Origin of the sequence: Shewanella sp. T24-MNA-CIBAN-0130 (assembly GCF_040310185.1) — a bacterium.
GTDB classification, from domain to species: domain Bacteria; phylum Pseudomonadota; class Gammaproteobacteria; order Enterobacterales; family Shewanellaceae; genus Shewanella; species Shewanella psychromarinicola.
In genome coordinates this window covers 33,624-55,086 of sequence record NZ_JBEOPP010000030.1, presented here as the reverse complement: position 1 = coordinate 55,086, position 21,463 = coordinate 33,624, and the positions used below count along the sequence as shown (strand labels likewise).

The 21,463-nt window shown below is 44.7% G+C and carries 17 protein-coding genes and 1 pseudogene; 9 read left to right on the top strand and 9 right to left on the bottom strand.

The window, feature by feature from the left end:
* Positions 1 to 64 precede the first annotated feature (64 nt).
* Positions 65 to 1,489: a hypothetical protein gene (locus AAEZ02_RS13155; protein ID WP_351123524.1), complete on the top strand. Its 1,425-nt coding sequence runs from the start codon at positions 65 to 67 to the stop codon at positions 1,487 to 1,489.
* A gap of 105 nt (positions 1,490 to 1,594) precedes the next feature.
* Positions 1,595 to 1,960, top strand: a complete 366-nt coding sequence (locus AAEZ02_RS13150; RefSeq protein WP_351123521.1) for a hypothetical protein — start codon at positions 1,595 to 1,597, stop codon at positions 1,958 to 1,960.
* A gap of 212 nt (positions 1,961 to 2,172) precedes the next feature.
* On the opposite strand, the gene AAEZ02_RS13145 is transcribed toward AAEZ02_RS13150, so the two are convergent.
* Together AAEZ02_RS13145 and AAEZ02_RS13140 are read right to left on the bottom strand one after the other, a co-directional pair.
* Entirely contained in the window at positions 2,173 to 3,483 is a 1,311-nt protein-coding gene (locus tag AAEZ02_RS13145) for a type II toxin-antitoxin system HipA family toxin (protein ID WP_351123531.1), read from the bottom strand.
* The gene (locus tag AAEZ02_RS13140) at positions 3,483 to 3,806 is read right to left on the bottom strand and encodes a helix-turn-helix transcriptional regulator (RefSeq protein ID WP_124013342.1); all 324 of its coding nucleotides are present in this window, start codon (positions 3,804 to 3,806) and stop codon (positions 3,483 to 3,485) included. Before AAEZ02_RS13140 ends, AAEZ02_RS13145 begins: the two co-directional genes overlap by 1 nt.
* 652 nt (positions 3,807 to 4,458) lie before the next feature.
* On the opposite strand from AAEZ02_RS13140, the pseudogene AAEZ02_RS13135 reads away from it, so the two are divergent.
* A pseudogene (locus AAEZ02_RS13135) lies at positions 4,459 to 4,663 on the top strand (transposase); the annotation flags it as partial.
* A 101-nt stretch (positions 4,664 to 4,764) separates the two neighbouring features.
* On the opposite strand, the gene AAEZ02_RS13130 reads toward AAEZ02_RS13135, so the two are convergent.
* Both AAEZ02_RS13130 and AAEZ02_RS13125 read right to left on the bottom strand, forming a co-directional pair.
* Complete coding sequence (locus AAEZ02_RS13130; protein WP_351076508.1) at positions 4,765 to 6,345, bottom strand: agmatinase family protein; 1,581 nt, start codon at positions 6,343 to 6,345, stop codon at positions 4,765 to 4,767.
* Between the two features lie 49 nt (positions 6,346 to 6,394).
* On the bottom strand, positions 6,395 to 7,783 hold the full coding sequence (locus AAEZ02_RS13125) for an agmatinase family protein (protein WP_351123517.1): 1,389 nt from the start codon (positions 7,781 to 7,783) through the stop codon (positions 6,395 to 6,397).
* A gap of 220 nt (positions 7,784 to 8,003) precedes the next feature.
* On the opposite strand from AAEZ02_RS13125, the gene AAEZ02_RS13120 reads away from it, so the two are divergent.
* Positions 8,004 to 8,198: a hypothetical protein gene (locus AAEZ02_RS13120; RefSeq protein ID WP_351123515.1), complete on the top strand. Its 195-nt coding sequence runs from the start codon at positions 8,004 to 8,006 to the stop codon at positions 8,196 to 8,198.
* Positions 8,199 to 8,742: 544 nt separating this feature from the next.
* Here AAEZ02_RS13120 and AAEZ02_RS13115 read toward each other — a convergent pair.
* The 5 genes from AAEZ02_RS13115 to AAEZ02_RS13095 form a co-directional block, all read right to left on the bottom strand.
* The gene (locus AAEZ02_RS13115; RefSeq protein ID WP_351076503.1) at positions 8,743 to 8,997 is read right to left on the bottom strand and encodes a hypothetical protein; all 255 of its coding nucleotides are present in this window, start codon (positions 8,995 to 8,997) and stop codon (positions 8,743 to 8,745) included.
* 865 nt (positions 8,998 to 9,862) lie between these two features.
* Complete coding sequence (locus AAEZ02_RS13110) at positions 9,863 to 10,078, bottom strand: hypothetical protein (RefSeq protein WP_351123512.1); 216 nt, start codon at positions 10,076 to 10,078, stop codon at positions 9,863 to 9,865.
* Positions 10,079 to 10,437: 359 nt separating this feature from the next.
* A complete protein-coding gene (gene prpD, locus AAEZ02_RS13105) occupies positions 10,438 to 11,928 on the bottom strand; it encodes a 2-methylcitrate dehydratase (protein ID WP_124013983.1) in 1,491 nt (496 codons plus the stop codon).
* A gap of 258 nt (positions 11,929 to 12,186) precedes the next feature.
* Positions 12,187 to 12,666 carry an RES family NAD+ phosphorylase gene (locus tag AAEZ02_RS13100; protein ID WP_124013982.1) on the bottom strand — a complete coding sequence of 160 codons (480 nt, stop codon included), beginning with the start codon at positions 12,664 to 12,666 and terminating at the stop codon, positions 12,187 to 12,189.
* A complete protein-coding gene (locus tag AAEZ02_RS13095; RefSeq protein ID WP_124013981.1) occupies positions 12,667 to 13,086 on the bottom strand; it encodes an Xre family toxin-antitoxin system antitoxin in 420 nt (139 codons plus the stop codon).
* A 474-nt stretch (positions 13,087 to 13,560) separates the two neighbouring features.
* On the opposite strand from AAEZ02_RS13095, the gene AAEZ02_RS13090 reads away from it, so the two are divergent.
* The 5 genes from AAEZ02_RS13090 to AAEZ02_RS13070 all read left to right on the top strand — a co-directional run bounded on the left by AAEZ02_RS13090 (position 13,561) and on the right by AAEZ02_RS13070 (position 21,271).
* A complete protein-coding gene (locus AAEZ02_RS13090; protein ID WP_124013980.1) occupies positions 13,561 to 16,065 on the top strand; it encodes an alpha/beta hydrolase family protein in 2,505 nt (834 codons plus the stop codon).
* Positions 16,066 to 16,457: 392 nt separating this feature from the next.
* Positions 16,458 to 17,063, top strand: a complete 606-nt coding sequence (locus AAEZ02_RS13085; RefSeq protein WP_124013979.1) for a TetR/AcrR family transcriptional regulator — start codon at positions 16,458 to 16,460, stop codon at positions 17,061 to 17,063.
* A gap of 1,001 nt (positions 17,064 to 18,064) precedes the next feature.
* Complete coding sequence (locus tag AAEZ02_RS13080; protein WP_351089245.1) at positions 18,065 to 18,190, top strand: hypothetical protein; 126 nt, start codon at positions 18,065 to 18,067, stop codon at positions 18,188 to 18,190.
* 304 nt (positions 18,191 to 18,494) lie between these two features.
* A complete protein-coding gene (locus AAEZ02_RS13075) occupies positions 18,495 to 19,652 on the top strand; it encodes an iron-containing alcohol dehydrogenase (RefSeq protein ID WP_124013977.1) in 1,158 nt (385 codons plus the stop codon).
* A 236-nt stretch (positions 19,653 to 19,888) separates the two neighbouring features.
* Positions 19,889 to 21,271, top strand: coding sequence for an NAD-dependent succinate-semialdehyde dehydrogenase (locus AAEZ02_RS13070; protein WP_124013976.1), 1,383 nt, complete (start codon positions 19,889 to 19,891; stop codon positions 21,269 to 21,271).
* Positions 21,272 to 21,463 lie beyond the last annotated feature (192 nt).

Below are 21,463 nucleotides of genomic sequence, written 5' to 3'. Positions count from 1 at the left end.
ATAAGACGCCACATCAGAAATATAATGAGTTAAAAAAAGCGGCTTAAAATCTCTCCAGAAATACTTGACCATTACAGATGATCGCAAATATGGTATTGCCTACGGGCTAACAAACAACCTCAGTTATTCCTTAGACTATTACGATACGCGCGATGAAGACACGCTCTATCGTTATGTAAAGCAACAGGCTGGATACCGTTTTTCTAATTTATTTATCCCCTTAGTGACTCACCTTTCCTATTATGATTCACTTGCAGATAGGAGTGAGGGATACATTAGCGAGTGGGAAAGTGAGATCTTTTCCCATAAATTATCATACCGCTATGAGAATTATAGCCACCTATTGGCTGAAGATGAAAGCAAGGACCTTTACCAGGAAGCGGAGATAAGCGGAGATTATGGAAGAAGCGATTATTTTTTCAGATTTTCAAATAAAAATTATCGAGATAGAACTCAGAATAAATATGATACCGGATTAAGCTATGATATTAGCAACTCTATACGCATGGATCTAGATCTTGGCAGGAGCGTGATAAAAGAAGCTGATCGGCAAGCTAACTATACAGGAAAGATAGCCGTTAATTATGCCCGGAACGATTTCACCTATAACGTAGAAGCAGCTTATAATGATGGACGCCATGCCCGCTGGCGTTATAGCGCCAGGCTGAGAAAGAGGCTTAGTAGGAACAATAAATATTCTTACAACATTGAGGTTAATTATAATACAAATGATCTTTTTAACCTGACAATAGGTTTTGAATATAAATTTGACGTTTTTTTAAAAATCGACTACGACTACAAAAGCGAAAGGGATGACATACACCGGGTGGGAGCAAGCTACGAAACCGTTCTCAATATGAAAAAACCCTTTATGCCCAATAATGCCAGAAATCCAGATAATAGTTACCTAGAGGGGATCGTGTTTATCGATAAAAATGGTAACGGCAAAAAAGAGAGGGGCGAAGAGCCGCTTGCTGGCGTTGGCGTCAGCATAGGTCAAAGCCAAGTAAAAACAACTCAAGAAGGTACTTTTTATCTTAGCGATATTTCACCCTATAGAAGTCACAAACTTGTTTATGATTATTCAGACATTATGCTAGATCCTACACTGAGGGTGAATGCGACTCAAGGTATGGTACTGATCCCAGCATCGGGTAAAAAAATAGCAGTGGGACTGGTGCCCTTATCTTTGATAATGGGCTCTATCTCCCTACCTGGAACAGATACTAAAATAAGTAAGAAATTTTTTAGTTATGTTGAGATAGTCGTGACAAAAGACGGTACCTATTATAAAAACATCAAACCGGAATACGATGGATTCTTTGTAGTTCAGGACTTAACGCCAGGTGAATATTCTTTAACGATAAATCATTTGGGCAGTGAAAATATTAAGCTTCAAAAAGAGTTTTTTGATGTAAGGGTACTCTCCGGAGAGACAGGTGGTTTCTATGAGGGTGTTGATTTTGTGGTCTCTGAAATAAAAAAATAAGGCGACAACTCCCTTGAAAAACACCGTCAGTCAGATAACATTGCGCTTGTGTCAACCGACGACCTGTATAAGCAGCTGGAGAGCGCGCGGCGTTTTGTGTGGTCGTTGAGTGTTAAAAATGACGATCCGGCGGAGCAACTTATTGTGTTCGGCGGTGATTGTCATCAAACACCTGCCCGAATTTTGATTGAAGATATTGATAACGAATCTTTTGTTAGGTTATGGCCAAAAGAAATAAAAGCGCCACTGAAGAATATTGATTATGAGGCGCTAATGCTGGAACCGGGCGATGGTGCGGTAAGTAAGCAATCATTATTGGCCAAAACCTCGCTGGATCCGCTGCAGCCAAGACACCAATACAGTTACTTCCCGTTGCAATACGCGGTCATGATTTGCGAGCAACATAGCCGGTTGCCGGGCAATATTACTTTTCAGGATAATTTGCTGCATATTTTGCTGACAAAAGACTAGAGAATGATGGCGAGCGGTAACGAGGGATGGCAAGCGATGACAAGCGGTAGCGAGCAAAAAAGCCTAGAGCGCTTCGCTGCTAGGACGCTACGCGGCTAGAGGCTATAAGATCAATAGCCTAGTCGCGCAGCGACTCAATCTTAGCAGCGCAGCTGTCCCTAGCAGGACGCAGTCACGCCCTAGATCCTAGCAGGACGCAGTCCGTCCTATTGCTAAATTTCCAGACGCAAATTTGTGTTTATTTCATTTATGAGTGTTTTTGGAACATCCCACGCTTCGGCAAGATTACGCCAACTTGATACATGCTCGATAGTTTCATCAAGGATGTCGTCAATCTTTCTTTTGCTAAAGAGTGGGCTTAGTTTTTCTAAGCTGTAGAAATCAGAACGACTAAAATTATCTCTTTTCCCATTTAAGCTCATCCAGTGGCTATTGACCCATTTGCTGCCGGGCTTATAGCTGTATGCAAGATCATAAGCTGGAGCAAGTGACCATTTGTCATTTTTTAGAATAAAGGCGACGTTTTTTGAGTGATCGTCATGATTTCGGGCAATTATGTTAAAGGTCATGCGTTTTAGTAGTTGTTCAGCTTCAGGTGCAGAGAGTTTTAACTGTCTGGCTATACCAAGTAATTCAGCATAAGAGAATGAGCCAGGCTTTTTATAGTCCACGTGTGCTATGCCATTAAGCGTTTGTACGTGTACCTTTTTATTTTTCATTCGATCAAATCGTTGAGTAATAAAATGTCTTCGATTGCCTTCTTGAAGCAAGCGACATGGCATCATATCGACACTGCACTTTTTAGCTATTAAGTGATAGACAAACTCCATAGCCCCATAGCCAAGAGGGTCGCCAAAGGTTTCTTGGTTTTTATTATGTTCACTTACGCCATCAAATTTTATTAGGTAATGAGTAAAACCATCAGGGACGGTGGCCTGGCCAGAACGAACCTGAGTAAAATCCTCATTGAAGGCCAATACCGCTTTGGGTCTGGCTCCTCCTGCGCTCATGCCTACAGAGAGTAAAGACATCATTGCTTCTCGTTCTTCTTGGCCATGTTGTTTTAACTCAACGTCGTAATGGCCACGGGAATCCAAGATTTCTTGTGCGATCGATACTAGCGACTTGATTTCTACTTGCTGCGAAGCATTGAGACTGCGTAATTGTGTTGCTGGCGCATACTCCAATGCTCCCATGCCTCGCTTACCAGTATATTGAAGCCGTTGCAGTGGTGTGATGTCATTTGGTGAACGACCTTGCCCAGCAACCCATGCGTTGAGAACTGCATTACCAAAGTCGTCGGGTAATGAATCTGCAATTAGTCCGGGTAGCCCTTTGAACGTATTGAAATCTAGTTCAGGGAAGCTATAAATGCGCTTAGATAATGGCATTTTGATAGGAGACAGTTCGATTCCTTTTTTCACAAAGCTAGGGTCATATTCAAATGCGCCCATGCCTTTGTCGGTATCAAAACTCACCGCACCAACCTCATGTTCTTGGTATATGATCTTGATGACTTCCATTACCATTCGGGCGTTTCCTCATCTGCGTCGCGGCGTTGTCCAGATGCTCTTTGCCTTTTCTTTCCTTGTAATTTAGCCAATTGTAAAGGGGAAATTTCTTGTTTAGGAAGAAATCGGTCTATCTGATCTGTCAGATCTAGTGCCATCATAATGGCGATCAAAATCTCTAGTTGTACTTTACCTTTTTCAGCATTCAGTACCGTTTTACGTGCTACACCAGAAAGAACGGCGACCTCTGATTGAGTGAGATCTCGATTAAGACGCGCTTGCTTCAAGCGCACACCGATCTCTTCAGCAAAAGCTGATGCGGTCATGTTGCTCATTTTTAAAGTCCTTAAATGGTTACCTTAAATGAAATAAATCCACCTAATGTATTTAATTTAGGACTTTAAGTTTACCTTGTCAATGCTACTATTGATGACTCTTGTTAATGTGCAAAAATGGTTACATTATGTAGTGAATAATAGATTTAAGTAACCAAAACTGGATATTGTGTAGGCGCCTGTAATAGGGGCTGGTGGGCAGGGCAAGAGTATGAAAACTCACCTGCCAAATATAATCGTTTCAAGGTAGTGGGGATTGCGCTTGGCTTTCATTTGTTTTGTTCCATGGCGGACATTCAAAGTTCACTTTTAAGTATTAATAACACGGAACTAAATCGGTCATTTAGTACACCCGATCCGGCTCATAGTGCCGTCATTAATTAATTGCGCCTCTTTTTGCCACACTTATCTGCACAGAATTCAAGGACGAACGAATGTGCTGCCATTACAACAAAGTGAGAAATATAAGCGCCATCGGCCAGAAACTACCTTGCTTAATCAGTTGGTCGAACGATAATACCCTGACTTTACAGCAAACTTTTCGAGTAAGGAAAAGGATTACCCAAATATGTGGAAGGAGAGTTTGATGAATTCTTGCGCTGCGGTCGGCTTGGAAATGGTTTCTTACGGGGGCTATGTAGTGACTCCACATGTAAAAGTGCGCTATGAATTGAAGACGCCATATCGTGATGGTACAACTCACGTTTTTTTGACCCAATCGACTTCATTGGCAAATTAGCGGCGTTAATTCCGCCTCCTAGACTCAACCTTACGCGTTTTGGATTACTCCCTAGTTCGTGATGTTTGCGCCTAACAGTAACCTTGGAGCACAAGTGACGACATCACAACGTGGAAAAAATAGCCCTGATCCGACTGCCAGCTAGCAACGCCTAAAACAATAACAACGGCCCCTGTTGCATAGAAAAATATCATGTTTTGTTTTACTTATACTCTAGCTCTACTGCTCTTCTTCACTTCTTTTTTTATCCTCCTCCTCTTTCTCTTTTTCTTTAGCAACTTCAGCGGCAGTAGCATCAATATATTTTTGCTGGTCGCCATAATAATTGTCAATCGCATGTTCACTAGAAACAGGGCTAAGATAATGTTTGTCGGTAAGACCTTCTTTACGCATAGCAAGGCCGGTTATACAGGCTTTGATAATATGAACGCTATTTTGGGTAGTGCGATAGGTGGGGTCTAATGCAGGATGCAATTCTACAAGATCAAACCCAACCACATTTGATTCTGAACATAATCGTCTTACAATCGAGATGGATTCTCGCATATTCAATCCACCAGGAACAGGTGTTCCCGTCGCGACAGTGAATGCAGGGTCAATCACGTCTATATCAAAGGAGATAAACAGTTTTCGCCCTTCTTCACTTGCCTCAGCTACCACGCGATCAATTACGGCTTCCCAACCACGGCGTTCAATTTCCGCCATAGTGTGATAACGCATTCCTTGTTCGCGCATCCACTTAAAAGCAACCTTATCTGGACCTGATGCCCTTAAGCCCATTTGAATATAATCTGCGGCCCTGACGTGACCTTCAATTAACAGTCGGTATACGGGTAATCCATGGCTAATAAGATGAGCACCGCCCCACCATGCATCATAGTGCGAATCGAAGTGGATAACCGACACTTTCTCTTTACCATACACGTCTGCAATACCGGCTATATTGGGGTATGAAAGTGAATGGTCACCGCCCACAATAATAGGAACAGCGCCGGTCTCGGCTATTTCACGCACTAGTGAGCGAATATGTTCCATAGAGCGCTCGGTACTTAAGTTATCTACCGCTACATCGCCATAGTCTACAATCTTAAGGACCGATGAACCTTTTACTAAAACATACTGATCAAGGCTTCCCATGCCTCGCCCATGAATGCGCAGTTCAGCGGTTGCACGTGGACCAGAGTCTCGCCATCCGCTGCCCATATTCAGTGGCGCGCCAAGAATAGCTACGTCTACTTCACCGGCGATTAAATCTTCTTTAGTTAGTGCTAATGGGAAACCACCAAAAGTTTGTGGGCCGCCAAAACCATTGTAACGACCAAGATTAAGTGGTCCTGCATCGCGCTCTGGATCGAGAGAGCGCGGACGAAGCACACGCCAAGCGTTGAATTCTTCCGATTCTGTATTAAGTGGTATGTTAGGTGAATCTCTTCCTTCTATATATACACTAGCTTCAAGTACTGTTCTTATGGCATCTACCCAAGCTTGCAATTCGTCGGGTGTAAACGCTGAAATGCTCTCTTTAATTCCATCAGCACCGCCTGTGTATTTTTTGGCTCTGCCGCTTTTCAATAACTCTATATCTTCGGGTGAAAGACTTTCTAACATAGGTAACACGTCGTCGGGAAGCTCAATTGGTTCTGGTACTTCTTCACGCGGGTCCACAGTATTATATGGATAAGGATTAGTGCCTGTAACATGCCCGGAGGTGTCCTGTGCAAGCGCAAAAAGAGAGATACTAAATAATCCCGCCAGTGCGAGGACTTTACACATTAGGGCGCTAGTGTTGGATACACGCATAATTACACTTCCTTGTTTATGGGCTTGTGAAAATGATTTACCTGTTGTATTAATTCCCATGGCTAAGCGCCAAAGGATGCACATAATCAGGTTTTAGTCCGGCTTCGCGAACCGCTACCCCCACTAGACAAGCATTTAAAACGGCATTAGCATTTACTGCAGAAAGGCGCGAATAATCTAACATAGGCGACATATCCGTAATTTCAAAACCTACTATATCTTTAGCCGCGCATAAGTACCTTATTGCTTCTGTCACATCTTTCAACGTTAGGCCATTCGAAGCAATACGACCTGCAGATATCATTTGCGTTGGCTCAATAACACTGACATCTATCGATACAAATATTTGATCAGGGCCTCGGGTTATTTCCTTTTTCACTTTTTTAATTACGCTTGATATACCGCGTTTATTTATTTCTGCCATGGTGTGATATTTTACGCCTTGTTCTCGGAGCCATTGCAGCGTATCAATATCGACAGATTGTCCGCGCAAGCCTATTTGAACGACATCATTACCATCAACAATTTTTTCATTAATGAGCCTAAATATAGTTTGGGTATCTGAAATGGTATTCGCTATTTGTCGCTCAGCATCGGGATGCGCGCTAAAATGCACAAGGCCAAAGGTCTTTTGCCCCTTATTCAGAGCAATTCCTTTTACCGCAGGGTATAAAATTGAAGTGTCGCCGCCGACCATCATGGGGATAGCATTTGTCGATGAGGTTTCAGCGACCATTTTGATAATATGATCAACTGATCTTTCGCCACTCATATTGTCGACCTGAAAGTCACCGTAGTCGACAATACTTAATACTTCCATTGGGTCTAATAAGGATTGTATGTCGCGAGTATCTATCGTCTTCATTGCACGCATATATCGGGGGGCATATTCAGCATTACGCCGACCGCTACTCATATCGCTAGGAATACCAATAATGGCTACGTCTACATTTCCTGCTACTAAATCTTCTGGATAAATGGCTACTTTCGCGCCGGCAAATGTTGATATGCCCGATGTTGGAAACATATATCTGCTAACACTAAAGGGACCGTCTTCGCGTTTCATTTTTCTTAGCGGAGCAGGTGTCACAATACTGCGGTAAAAGTCGGTATTTGAAGTATTTAAAGGAATAGCGCCCATATCTTTTGCTGGGTCGTAAGTCATTTGCGCAGCAACTGTCATTATGTCGTTTATAAGCACTTTTAACTTTGGGATATCTCGGCTTCTAATTTCATGCACTAGCTGTCGTTCAGGTAGAAATTTGAGAGCGTCACCACTTGTTATGAAGGTTTTTTGATCCGTTTCTAGTGCAGATACTTTATCCACTAGGGTCTCTGGTATCGACCAATCTTTAGCATTAACTATGCCCATGGGCATCAGTATAAAGATATAACTTATTAGCACCCATAGTTGCTTGCATTGGCCTAAGGTATTCATCTTGGTCTCCCCGTTAAATTGGCCAGTATGGTGCTATTGCTTTTCACATAATTTTAACATTAGTCTGAAGTTTAGACGAATACTAGCGAAAAAGATTGTATAAATATTAACGTTTTTTTGCGATAAGCTTACAACCTAACCATTCAAGGCTATAAAGGTTGAGTTTTGTCTGTCAGTTAATTCTTTAAAAAAAATGGTAAAAGACTCACTTGCAATATTTATGCTTATTGTTTTTTTTGTTTTCATCGTTTATGACGTACTTGATGATGATGATGATGATGATGATGATGATGACTTGGCGATCATAAATTTGTCGAATGATGTCAGGGATCAACGAGTCGCAGAATATGAGGCGATAACAGGTTTACAAGCAAGCGCAGAAATACTTATTAACGTCATTCTTCTTAAGCGTTAAACATGAGCTTGGCGTGTTGACATCATAATACTGTAATGCGCGATGGTGTTTGTTCGGTGTGGTTGCTCAGGAACGCTCAGCCAAACCTGTGTTTGACATCAACTCAACACGGCTAATGGTCATCGCAAAAGTGCTATAGCGGTGACTTATCGTGGCATTTTGTGGGTGTGTAAAATGGCTTTTCTATCCTAGATAATGAGCCCATGTGTACGTTTATATTAAAGTTTGATAATTCTTAATAGTGTTTGATCATTTATAATATAGTTTGATATTTTTTGGTTGAGTACTGGTGATCGTACATTAAATACTGGCAGTTATTCTCAAGTGATAAAAAAATTGATGATTTTGCAGTAAGGTATTGAAACAAAACTACAAAAAAGATTAATATATAACTCTCAAGTACAGAGTTGGGTAACCACGAACACAATCATCGAGCACGCCATTTAAACATGCTCCTATCAACGCCCCTATAAAGTTTATTCTGACCCAAATAGTTTTAGTTTGACCCCAATAGTTTAGTTCTAGTTTAGTTCAATAGTTTAGTTTAAGCGTCACCACCCAACTGAGTTGATTTGATGTAATCGATGAACTGTTTACCATCACCACTAGCACAAACCGATAAGGCAGTGATGTTACCGAATGCGGGTATTGGTTCGTTATTAAACCAAAATATTGCCTTTCTAGAATCACCAGCCCTGCTAAGCAATATAGGGAATAGATACTCTTGTTCATCAACAGTAAAATAACATTCTAGAGATTTTTGTAGTTCTTGATATGAAGCTTGTTGCATGGTGCTCATAGTGTTCCTTAAAATTCTATTATTTTTTACTAGGTTCTACTCTAATCGATTTAGCTTGAAAAATATAATTTTTTATTAATCGGTGTGTTAGTGGTGATGCGTGAAAATCGGTAAAATAGCCCAGAACTATTTAGCGATTAAGTCATTGATTTCAAGTTGTTAAGTGTGGAGCGCTGTTTTCGGTTAGTGATTTTTACTTTTTGTTATTCTTGACGCTCTGGATTATGGCGTTATTGGCACAGTCATACCATGTCAATCTGCTCAATCGTTCTAAAATTCCCCTCCCAAAGCGGCGACAGTGTTCTTGTCTGTTCACGTCATGGGGCGACTTCAATTCTGTTTTTACCGCATGTTTTGGGAACGAACATCGCGGCATCTGCGCTGGCAATGGTGTTCTCGTGATGTCTGGCATTCGCTAAACTTGAGTGGGATCAATGCTAAAACGCAAATGCAGCCCTATCAGTATTTTTAATTGACACCAATATAGGTCAATCTGGGCAAGACCGACAACGTTTTTAGTCCGTTTAAAATAAGATAATTGACCTGCAGATCTGTCTGTGATTTTATGCTCTTTTTTGAGGGCATACATATCAATATCGACAGGATCCAACAACACTTCAGCATCATTACCAGCCAGACTTTAAGCATACCGTCAATGCCAGTCAAGGTTGACTGAACATTGCCGTTGTAGCTATCGTTTCTGAGTGTTGCTGTCTTTTGAAGGATTGCATCTGAGTATATTGAGCGAGTGTTGCGATAACATTTCCCACTTCACTTCACTGCACGGTTTGGGTGATGAAATGGGCATTGCTCTTCTCCCGGCTGACATCCAATATTCAGTGCCGACGCTGTTCGATAAGTGAACCTATTTCTTTACGGGAATATCTTTAAGCAGCTTTATGATAGTGTGGTTGTTGGTGACTTCGGCTAAGTCAATGAGATAGCTTTTTTCAAGATCTTGCATCGGTTGGTCTGCCAACAATTCTTTTACTAACTGCTCTTCACCATTCGCTATGGCGGTTTTTAAGGCCGCAAAAGTGGCGATACTGTGTTTATGCTGATCAGTATTATTAGATCCCATGAGTGGCGCTCCGTCAATTGTTGGTTATTAAAGTCATCGCTTGCGGCTAACACTAACAAGATGACCGTGTATGTTGCAATGTATACATGCCAAAAGCGAAAGACTAGAGCTAGGTGACGAGCGACAGCGAGCAAAAAAGCCTAGAGCGCTGCGCTGCTAGGAAGCTACGCGGCTAGATGCTATAAAATCAATAGCAACAGCAACAGCCTAGTCGCGCAGCGACACTAGCAGGACGAAGTCCGTTCTAGCACCTAGTCGCGCAGCGACTCAATCTTAGCAGCGAAGCTGTCCCTAGCAGGACGAAGTCCGCTCTAGCAGCGCAGCGATCCTAGCAGTGACGAAGTCCGTCCTAGAAGAACCTAGAACCCGATAACAAATAAGTCCATAAAGCGGTTTACTGGCGTGGCCTCTAGCGTGGTTTGATCTTTACACACAGTGAAGATCGTTTGGCACTGCTGGTTTGGGAAACGTGATGCTAAGTTCGCTTTGAATTTCAGCTCCAATAGCGGCATTCCTTCTTTACGACGGCGGCGATGACCCACTGGGTATTCTACAACCACTTCTTCTGTACTGCTGCCATCGTTAAAGAAAACCTGAATAGCATTGGCGATAGAGCGTTTATCCGCTTCTAAATACTCTGCCGTAAAGCGCTTATCTTCGACAATTTCCATTTTGTCACGCAGCTCATCGATGATGGGATGTGTGCCGTGAAAATCGTCTTCATAATGGTCGGCGGTCAAACTGCCGAACACCAACGGAACCGCAATCATGTATTGCAAGCAATGGTCGCGGTCCGCAGCGTTGGCAAGTGAACCCGTTTTTGAAATAATGCGAATGGCCGACTCGTGGGTGCGGATCACGATCTTGTTAATTTCTGCCAAACGAGATTTTACCTGAGGATGTAGTATAACCGACGCTTCTGCGGCGGTTTGCGCGTGAAACTCGGCAGGAAAGGAAATCTTAAACAAGATATTTTCCATCACATAAGAGCCATAGTCTTGGGAAAATGAAAACTGGCGTTCAGCCTGGGGTTTGAGCGCTTGGTCTTTATTGGTTTTCGAGAAAGACACATCATAAAATCCCCATTGTGGCGTGGTTAACACGCTTGGTATGCCCATTTCTCCGCGCATTGACATGTTGGCCAAACAAACCGCTCGTGAGGTGGCATCGCCCGCAGCCCAAGATTTACGAGAGCCCGCATTTGGTGCGTGACGGTAGGTGCGCAGTGCACCACCGTCGGCCCAAGCTTGAGATATTGCCGCCATGATTTGCTCTCTGTTGCCGCCCATCATTTTAGTGACAACCGCAGTGGAGGCCACTCGTACTAATAAAACGTGGCATAAACCAACCCGATTAAACGAGTTTTCTAGCGCGATCACGCCTTGAATTTCATGTGCCATGACCATGGCTTCAAGTACTTCTCGCATCATGAGAGGCGGCTCGCCATTAGACAGTCTAACTTGAGATAAATGATCCGCCACGGCCAGAATGGCGCCTAAATTATCCGATGGATGCCCCCATTCAGCAGCTAACCAAGTGTCGTTGTAATCGAGCCAACGAATGATACAACCAATGTCCCACGCGGCTTTTACCGGATCGAGCGTCAGCGATGTTCCTGGCACTCGGGCGCCATTTGGCACCAGTGTGCCTTGTACGATAGGTCCGAGGTGTTTGGTGCACTCAGGAAAGCGCAGCGCGAGGAGCCCACAACCTATTGTGTCCATTAAACAGTTACGAGCGGTGTCGAGAGCTTCTTCGCTGCAGACTTCAAACGTTAATACATAATCAGCGATATCTTGGATGACATGGTCGTAATCGGGGCGATTGTTAATATCTACATTACTACTCATTTTGAATCCTTATTCGTTTGATTTGTTATTTGCTGCTAGAAGGCTATAAAATCAATAGCCTAGAATTTAGATGACAAGCGGTGGCGAGCGATATCAAGCGATATCAAGCGATAACAATCTAAGAGCCTAGAGCGCTTCGCTGCTAGGACGCTACGCGGCTAGAGGCTATAAAATCAATAGCAACAGCAACAGCCTAGAGCGCTGCGCTGCTAGAACGCTTCGCGGCTAGATGCTATAAAATCAATAGCAATAGCAGTTTCAGTCCTTACGTCCGACGAATGCCCTTTCATTAAACAGTTTCAATTTCTTATCTATCAATTTTATCTGCTCAGCGCCTGGGTGACGCCCATTAACAACAATGATTGATTCAAGTCCATCTGGCGTCGCAGCGCTAGGCACAATAAGTCCGGCATTTAAGTTTAAATCTAGCCACTCACTGCCAAGCTTGCGAGTCGAGCTGGGATAAGGGTACACGTTCCAATCATCAGGCAAGAGCGAAAGATCAAATTGCGATAATAGCTGGTCTGGTATCTCGTAAATACCTAACATGAAATTTTTTGGGATGAATTTTGGCAGCGGGTAATAGTTTGCCATTTCGAGCATAGCAACTGATGCTGACATGGCAAAGTACATAACCGGATAGCCTTTGTTATTCCATCTGGCGCCGTCTAAGTAACTCGCGCCTAAGCCATTATAGCTCTCTAGGTGTTTTTCTGAGGTGATCCGATAAATACGCATTTATGAAAACTCACCCCATTTCATTTTATTGAGGACTTCCTTTACTAATCGACGTCCGGCAAAGGAATCGAGTAGATCAACCGGCTTCTGGTTGTTGAGTGCCGGAATAGGCGTTTGTAGCAGCTCATTTGCTAAGTCGATATCATCATACAGATGATATGCAGCATCATAGACACTGATGATATCGAGCGTTTCTTCTGATTGAGTTTTGTTTAGCGCTTTGAGTTTATAAAGTCTGCTGACGTTACCACTGGTTACCCCCAATGCTTTACAGATGAATGCCCGTTGCTGCGGCATTCTATCAATAAGTGACTTAACCACAGTGCCCGCAACCCCAATGTTAATCGCATTAATGTACTTAAACTGATCTTGGAATAAATCTTCACTTAATCCAGCTCTAGCTAACGGTGAGTTATTCATAATTTGCTCTCCTTAATGATACCTCAAGATGGCATCAATTTGATGCCTAGTCAACATCGCTGTGACGGGATGCAAGGAAAAAGCCTAGAGCGCTACGCTGCTAGGACGCTATAAAATCTTAGCAGCGAAGCTGTCCTTGTACCAGAGATGGCAAGCGGTAACGAGCGATGACAAGCTAAGAGCCTAGAGCGCTACGCTGCTAGGACGCTACGCGGCTAGATGCTATACAATCTTAGCAGCGAAGCTGTCCCTAGCAGGACGAAGTCCGCTCTAGCAGCGCAGCGATCCTAGCAGTGACGAAGTCACGTTCTAGCACCTAGTCGCGCAGCGACTCAATCTTAGCAGCGACACTAGCAGGACGAAGTCCGCTCTAGAACCTATCAAAAACAGATGCATTTATAAGCCATTTTTGTCACACTGTGGCGCATAAAAAGTTATATGAAATCAGCAATAATAACGAGAAAAGGACGCTTCATGAAAGCTTTTACACTGGTTTGTACCAGTTTAGCCATGGCTATTTCAGGCATAGCTCACGGGGCTGAAATTGATATTAGCCACATTCAGCGCTTAGGCCCAGTCATTCAACTGACTGCGACACCATTATCAAAAAGTGCTCAAGCAGATGCTTTGCGTGCCAACTTAGTGACCAACTTAGTTGCCAAATTAGCGGTTAACGTAGTAGAGGGATCAGGTCTTAAAAAGTCTAATTCGATACAAGTATTTAACCAACAACTGACTTGGCAAGCGGCTTCATCAACAGCTGAAGGTGAGGGCTGGTTAGCGTATCAACTGCCGGTATCTACCCATCGATTTACCCAAGGTACGTTGACGGTAAAAGGGCTTGATAACCCACAGGTGTATGTGAATGGCCAATTAGTGAAGTCTGCTAATGAGGTCTCGCTAAATTTAACTAATGGCGACTACCAAGTTTTAGTATTGGCCGATGGTCTGCAAAAAGAGGTTCCTTTTAGCTTGGATTGGCAGGGGAAAAGCGATGTTGATCAGCTCGATTTTACCCAGCAAAAATCACAACGTGTGTCTGCGCAGCAGCTATTTGATGCCAAAGTAATTAACAGTTTAACCCTGTCACCCAATGGTAAATACCTGCTGCAATCGACGATTGAATACCAGGCTAGCCAAGGTGATACCGCGATTGAAGTGACCGAGTTACGCAAGGTGTCGGACAACAGTGTGATGTATCGCTGGCAAGACAATCGACCAAGCAGCGCCGTGTGGTCGGGTGATAGCAAACAATTGGCGTTTGTGGCCAATAAACAGATTCAATTACTGAATGTGGCGGAGTTAACTATCCAAGTTGTTGCGAGCGATATCGACAATGTGTCTGGTTTGCATTGGTACGGTGACAGCGTGTTATTTAACTGGGAAAAACCCTTTAAAGCCGATGAAAAAGCCACCTCAAAGCGTTTTCGCGCATTGGAAGACCGCTGGAGTGACTGGCGTAACAACAGCCAAATTTATCAATTAGATGTGGCTTCAGGTTTTATTCGTCAGCTAACCGATAACAAGATCAGCAGCTCATTTCTAGATGCTAGTGTCGATAACGGTACCTTGTTACTGACTCGCTCTCCGGTCGATTATGCACAGCCTGCACATGGGTTAACTCAGTTAGTTGAATTGAATCTAAACGCGTTAACTGAAACTGTTATTGGCCAATATCGTAGCTTTAGCAGTGCGTTATATGCCGATGACGGCATGTACATTACCGCTGGGCCACGCTTTATGGATGGTGTGGGAGTCCAGGATAAAACCATCGAAGTGAATGATTATGATGGCCAGTTATATTGGCGCGATGGCAAAGGCAATGTGAGCGCGTTAAGCAAAGACTTTACCCCTGCTATTGGTAGCATGACCAAGCTAGAAAATGATGATGTAATATTAACGGTAACCGAAGGTGACCGCTCACCACTGTATTTATTTGATAAAAGCAAAAAACGTTTTAGTAGAATAGACACGGGCGTTGATATGGTTGACTACTTTAGTGTGGCAATCGAGCCATCTACGCCAACGATTGTGTTTGCGGGTACGTCGGCCACCGCGCCGCAAAAAACCTTCAAAATGACATTGAACTCCAGTGGTAAGCAGCTGTTGTTCGATAGTCAGCAACAAAGCTATGCCAATACCCGTTTCGGTGATATTCAAGATTTTGATTTTACCAATAAGCATGGCCACAATATTGATGGTCGGGTGTATTTACCCGCAGACTTTGATGCCAGTAAAAAGTATCCCGCATTGGTATATTACTATGGCGGCACCTCTCCTGTAGGGCGTCACTTTACCGGTCGTTGGCCATTTAATTTATGGGCAGCCCAAGGTTATGTTGTGTATGTACTACAACCCAATGGTGCAACCGGTTATGGCCAAGCATTTAGTGGACGTCATGTGAATGCATGGGGTAAATACAGTGCTGAGGACATTATTGAAGGGACTAACGCATTCTTGGATGCACATGATTTTGTTGACCCTAAACGAGTGGGTAACATGGGCGCGTCATATGGCGGCTTTATGACCATGTATTTAGCCACCAAAACCGATATTTTTGCCGCGTCAATGTCCCATGCTGGGATCAGCAATTTATCTTCTTACTGGGGACATGGCTGGTGGGGTTATGGCTATTCTGGTGTGGCCAGTCGAGGCAGTTTTCCGTGGAATAACCCTGAGCTCTACGTTGAACAAAGCCCGCTATATCATGCAGATAAAATCACCACCCCGTTATTGTTAATTCACGGTAATGCCGATACTAATGTGCCAGTGGGTGAAAGCCATTACATGTACACCGCCCTTAAATTATTAGGTAAAGAAGTGGAGTTGGTTGAGTTTAACGGCCAAAACCATCATATCAATACTCGCCAAGCACGATTCGACTGGTGGGATACCACTATGGCCTGGTTTGATTTAAAGTTAAAAGACCAGCCTGAGTGGTGGAATAGTCTTTACCCTGAGACAACAGAGCAACAGTAAATGTTAATTTGATCCGGCCTCGCATTGCGGGGCTGTTTTTTACTGAGTGAGCACAAGGTATGCCAATGGTAGCCAGTGATAGCCAGTGATAGCCAATAATAATCATCTGGTGATGGGGGAGGCTAACCTCGCACTATCCAGCATTGAGATCTGGTGATATCTTAAGATTATGATCAATGAAGTTTGCCCCAAAGAGCATCTGTGTAATAACAATGAATATTTCCGAGTTAGGGTAAATTAGCTAAGATTTAGCTGCAGATTACTTTTGCTGCCAATATTATTGACTTAATACTGTGATCGACTGCGATGTAACGGCCAGAAAATAGTCGAAGTATTGACTTAACTATATAGTCAACTACAATAAACACAAACGTAATGATAGGTATTAGCGAATGGGCCGTAAAAGCGATGGCAGAGAACGCCTGCTACAGGCAATATCCGATCTGATGTGGGAGAGCAGTTATGGCACTCTCACGATTGATGTTATTTGTGAGCGCGCCGGCGTGAAGAAGGGCAGTTTCTACTATTTTTTCACCTCTAAGTCCGACCTTGCCGCCGAGTCGATCCGCGAGGGATGGGAGGCAAAGAAACCGAAAATGAATACCTTATTTTCGGCGACTCGACCGCCTTTAGAGCGACTGAAAGCTTATTTTGACGATATACGACAAACACAGTTTGAGGCGCTCGAGAAACACGGTCGTGTCCTTGGTTGTCCCAATTTTAGTGTGGGTGCTGAGATCAGCGGTACCGCGCCTGAACTGGATAAGAAGTTACAGCATACGTTTAGCGATTTGCTCAAATACATTGAATCTGCCATTCGTGATGCCCAGTCTGAGGGGACGATTAACGTCGCCGATCCAGCGATGAGCGCCCGTTGCGTACTCGGTTTTTTTGAAGGGGTGTTGACCCATGCCCAAGTCCGCAATGATCCGACTTTATTAGATGATATTTGGCCAGGAACCCTGCAAATGCTGGGTATTGCGCCGGATGCCGCTTAGAGTGTGATTATTTTTTCGGTTACTAGTTGACCATCTGGCTACTTTTATTGAAACAAGGTTTCAAAGCATTATCATCTAGGAACTGCAGCTGATTATTTGTCAATTTGTGTTTATTGTCTTTGTTCGCGGGGCGGGCAGCTTCGACGCTAATCGTTAACCGAGACACTAGTATATTTGCCTTGTTCTTGGCCGATCTATTGCTGTTATCACGCCAGTGCTATTTGGTTGATACCGATAACATACACAGTTAGGGTTTACGAAAAGCGCCAGTATGAGTTAGCAAACCTATGGTCAATCAGCGCAAACTTTTTTAATAACAACAAGACTATTGGCAGGCAGTGATAATGAGTAGGACGTGAAAGCTAATTGGGTCTTGATAAAGCTGAATTTCAACGGCAAGCGTTGTGAACTCGACGTGATAGATCGCCCCCTATACTCTGAGCCAGGCCTTTTACTCTGAACCCTAGTATTTACTCTGAGCCTGGTCTTTACTCTGGACCCTAGCCTTTTATTCCAATCCTTAGCATTTACTCTGAGCCTGGTTTTTACTCTGGACCCTGGCCTTTTATTCTAATCCCTAGTCTTTACTCTGAACCCTAGCCTTTTATTCTAATCCCTAGCCTTTACCCTAATCCCTAGCCCTTTATTCTAATCCCTAGCAGTGTGTGGATTTTATCGGTGCCAAATTGGAAAGTCTATTACTAGTATGTTAGTATAGCTAAACAGTCAACTATGATTAGTGTTATTTAACGTAAAGCACCAATAGCGCTTTCAATTCAGCGCTTTCGATAATCTAGAAGCTGCGGCAGAAGAGGGCGGCAAGTAAGATACTTATCCACTCTCGTGCACTCTACGTGATAAAAAATCGCTCACACCGCAGTCCAGGACTTAATATCAGGTCTAACATATTCAAGTTGAATTTATACAAACGATTGACCTAGTTTTATAGTTGACTATCTAGTAAAGTATTAGCAAGAGAATAACGTGAAAATAGGAAGCAAGTGAATACCAGCAGCGTGTTGTATGCCATCCAAGTCATTGCCATCGAGCGGAACTATGGTTACGGACGTTCTGCCGATGACCTTAGTGAACGAGCCGTTATGTATGGTCGAGGCCACAAGCTTTAGCAGCAAACGTGCAGCAGCAAACGTGCAGCAGCAAACGTGCCACTCATACCAAAGCGCTGTTTGCGCTTGGCCATTTATATTTTGACAGCGTGATGGACCTGACGGCCAAACCGCTTCCAATCGACAACACTCGACATCACTCGTCATCACCGCCTCGTTAGCAGGGCATGGCCGAAGAAGATGCAGTCGCTAATTAAAGCAACGCATCAGGTCTAGCCCCATATTTGAACGCTAGGCGCAAAAACATTGATGTACGCCTGCACAGGCGTACACCTGTACATTGAAACAGAAGGAAATTTAGATAATGAAAAACTTTGACTTTCACAACCCGACAAAAATTCTTTTTGGTAAAGGCCGTATTGCGGACCTGAACGATCATGTTCCAGCAGACGCAAAAGTGTTGATTATCTATGGCGGCGGCAGCGCGGAACGAACCGGCGTCCTAGGGCAAGTGCGCGCAGCACTTTGTGATCGCACATTCATTGAGTTTGGCGGTATAGAGCCGAACCCACGTTATGCCACTACGCTTAATGCTGTCCAAGCGATCAAGGATAACGACATCACTTTCCTACTTGCCGTTGGCGGCGGGTCTGTTATCGATGCGACCAAATTCATTGCAATGGCGGCGTTATATGAAGGCGACCCTTGGGAGATCCTTACTTCCGGCAGCTCGAAGGTGACGGCAGCGATGCCATTAGGCTCTGTGCTGACGCTACCTGCGACAGGTTCAGAGATGAACAATGGCGGTGTGATCACCAACCCTGAGAAGATAGCGAAGCTTCCTTTTAGAAGTCCACATTGCTACCCCGTCTTTTCTGTGCTCGATCCTGAGCTTACTTATACTCTGCCTGCTCGTCAGATTGCCAACGGTGCGGCCGATGCCTTTGTACACATCGTCGAACAGTATCTTACTTACCCAAGTGCCTCACACGTTCAGGACGGTTTTGCCGAGTCCCTACTGCGCACGCTGATCGATCTTGGCCCTAAATCGCTTGAGACACCTGAAGATTACGATATCCGCGCCAGTCTGATGTGGACAGCAACGCTGGCCCTGAACGGATTAATTGGTGCCGGTGTGCCGCAAGATTGGGCTACTCACATGATTGGACACGAGATCACTGCGCTCAATGATACCGACCACGCGCGCACCCTTGCGGTTGTGCTGCCGTCTCTGTTGAGCGATCAGCGCGGCCACAAATACGAAAAATTGTTGCAATATGCCACTAATGTCTGGGGTATCAATGAGGGATCCGATGACCAGCGGATTGATGCTGCAATCGACGCAACGCGAGCGTTCTTCGAGAAACTCGGGATCAAGACTCGGTTGAGTGACTATGGCATTGCCGCAGCCGAAATCGAGCTTATCGTTACGGCCTTGCAGGAACATGGTATGACCGCCCTTGGCGAACACAATGACATCACCCCTAGCGATGTACGTCGTATTCTCGAGGCGTCACTTTAGCGGATATTGGGCACGACACAGACAAATATAACGAACCGGTAATGGGTTCTGCCCGCCCGAAGGGCGAAACCAAGAAAGACTCGTTAACTTTGATTGAGGCCGCGATCCCTGTGGCTGGCGACAATCAGATGGTACTGACTTCGCCCTAGGGCGTTAGCTTTTGCAATACAAGATCGGGGGCCGGTTCTCAAACACCTATCCCCCGGTTGGTAAATTACCCAACAAAGGTAACTATTATGACTTATGAAACACGTAACCCCTACACGGGCGATCTTCTGGAAACATTCCCAGACGCAACCGACTCTGAGGTTAACCAAGCGATTGAAAAAGCGCACACTGCTTTTTTATCGTGGAAGGAAACCGAGTTTGTTGAGCGCGCACGCGTGATGCATGCCGCGGCTAAAATATTACGCCGTGACGTTGATTATTTCGCCAATCTGCTCACTGTTGAGATGGGCAAACTTGTGCCCGAAGCTAAAGCCGAAGTTGCGCTGTCGGCGGATATCTTCGACTACTATGCAGAGAATGCACAGACGCTGTTGGCACCTCAAAAGCTGCCAGTGGCTGAAGGCGAAGCGGTAATTTACGCTGAACCGCTGGGCGTATTATTGGCGATAGAACCATGGAACTTCCCGTTCTATCAGGTAGTCCGCATTGCCGCACCACAAATGTCGGCAGGTAATACCCTGTTGCTCAAGCATGCGTCCAATGTTCCGCAGGCTGCTGCTGCGTTCGAAAAATTGATGCTCGATGCTGGTCTGCCTGAGGGTGTGTTTAAGAATCTTTATGCCACACGGTCGCAACTCGAAACCATTATCAATGATCCGCGCGTCCACGGCGTGGCATTGACTGGGTCGGAAGGCGCCGGTGCAGTCGTTGCAGCGCAGGCAGGCAAGGCGTTAAAAAAATCGACACTTGAACTTGGCGGTGCAGATGCATTCGTGGTTCTCGCCGATGCTGAGATGGAAAAAACCATTGACTGGGCGGTCTTAGGGCGGCACTGGAATGGTGGCCAAGTCTGTGTGTCCTCTAAGCGGATGATCATTGTTGATGACGTCTATGATACGTTTCTTGAGGGTTATATCGCCGGGGTTGCGAGACTCAAAGCGGGTGATCCGTTCGAGCCAACCACCACCTTGGCGCCACTTTCTTCCAAGGCGGCCGCAGAAGAAATTAAGGACAAGATACGCCAGGCGGTTTCTTTTGGTGCTACGGCAACGGAAGTAGGGCCAATCGTTCCCAATTCAGGCAATTTCGTTCAGCCGACCATTCTGACCGATATTTCACAAGACAACCCTGCGCGCTATTGGGAATTCTTCGGTCCGGTCTCTATGTTGTTTCGTGCCAAGGATGAAGATGACGCAGTGCAGATTGCAAATGATTCACCGTTTGGTCTGGGCGGGTCTGTTTTTACCGCCAATCCAAAGCATGGCGCAGAAGTGGCTAAGCGTATAACCACGGGTATGGTGTTCGTCAATCACCCTACCATGGCCAAGGCGGACTTGCCCTTTGGTGGCGTTAAACGTTCAGGCTATGGCCGTGAACTTGTGGGTCTGGGCATCAAGGAGTTTGTTAACCATAAACTCATTGCCGTGGTTGATATAGACGCCCCTTTCTAGTCAATCGCTTCTAGATTCCTGGCAGCTTGGCTGCTAGGGCTATACAAGCCAAGAGCCTAGAACGCTGCGCTGCTGGGACGCTACGCGGCTAGATGCTATAAAATCTTAGCAGCGAAGCTGTTCTTAGCAGGACGTAGTCCGCCCTAGAAGCGAAGCGCACTATCCCCATAGCGGCCTAGGATCTTAGCAGCG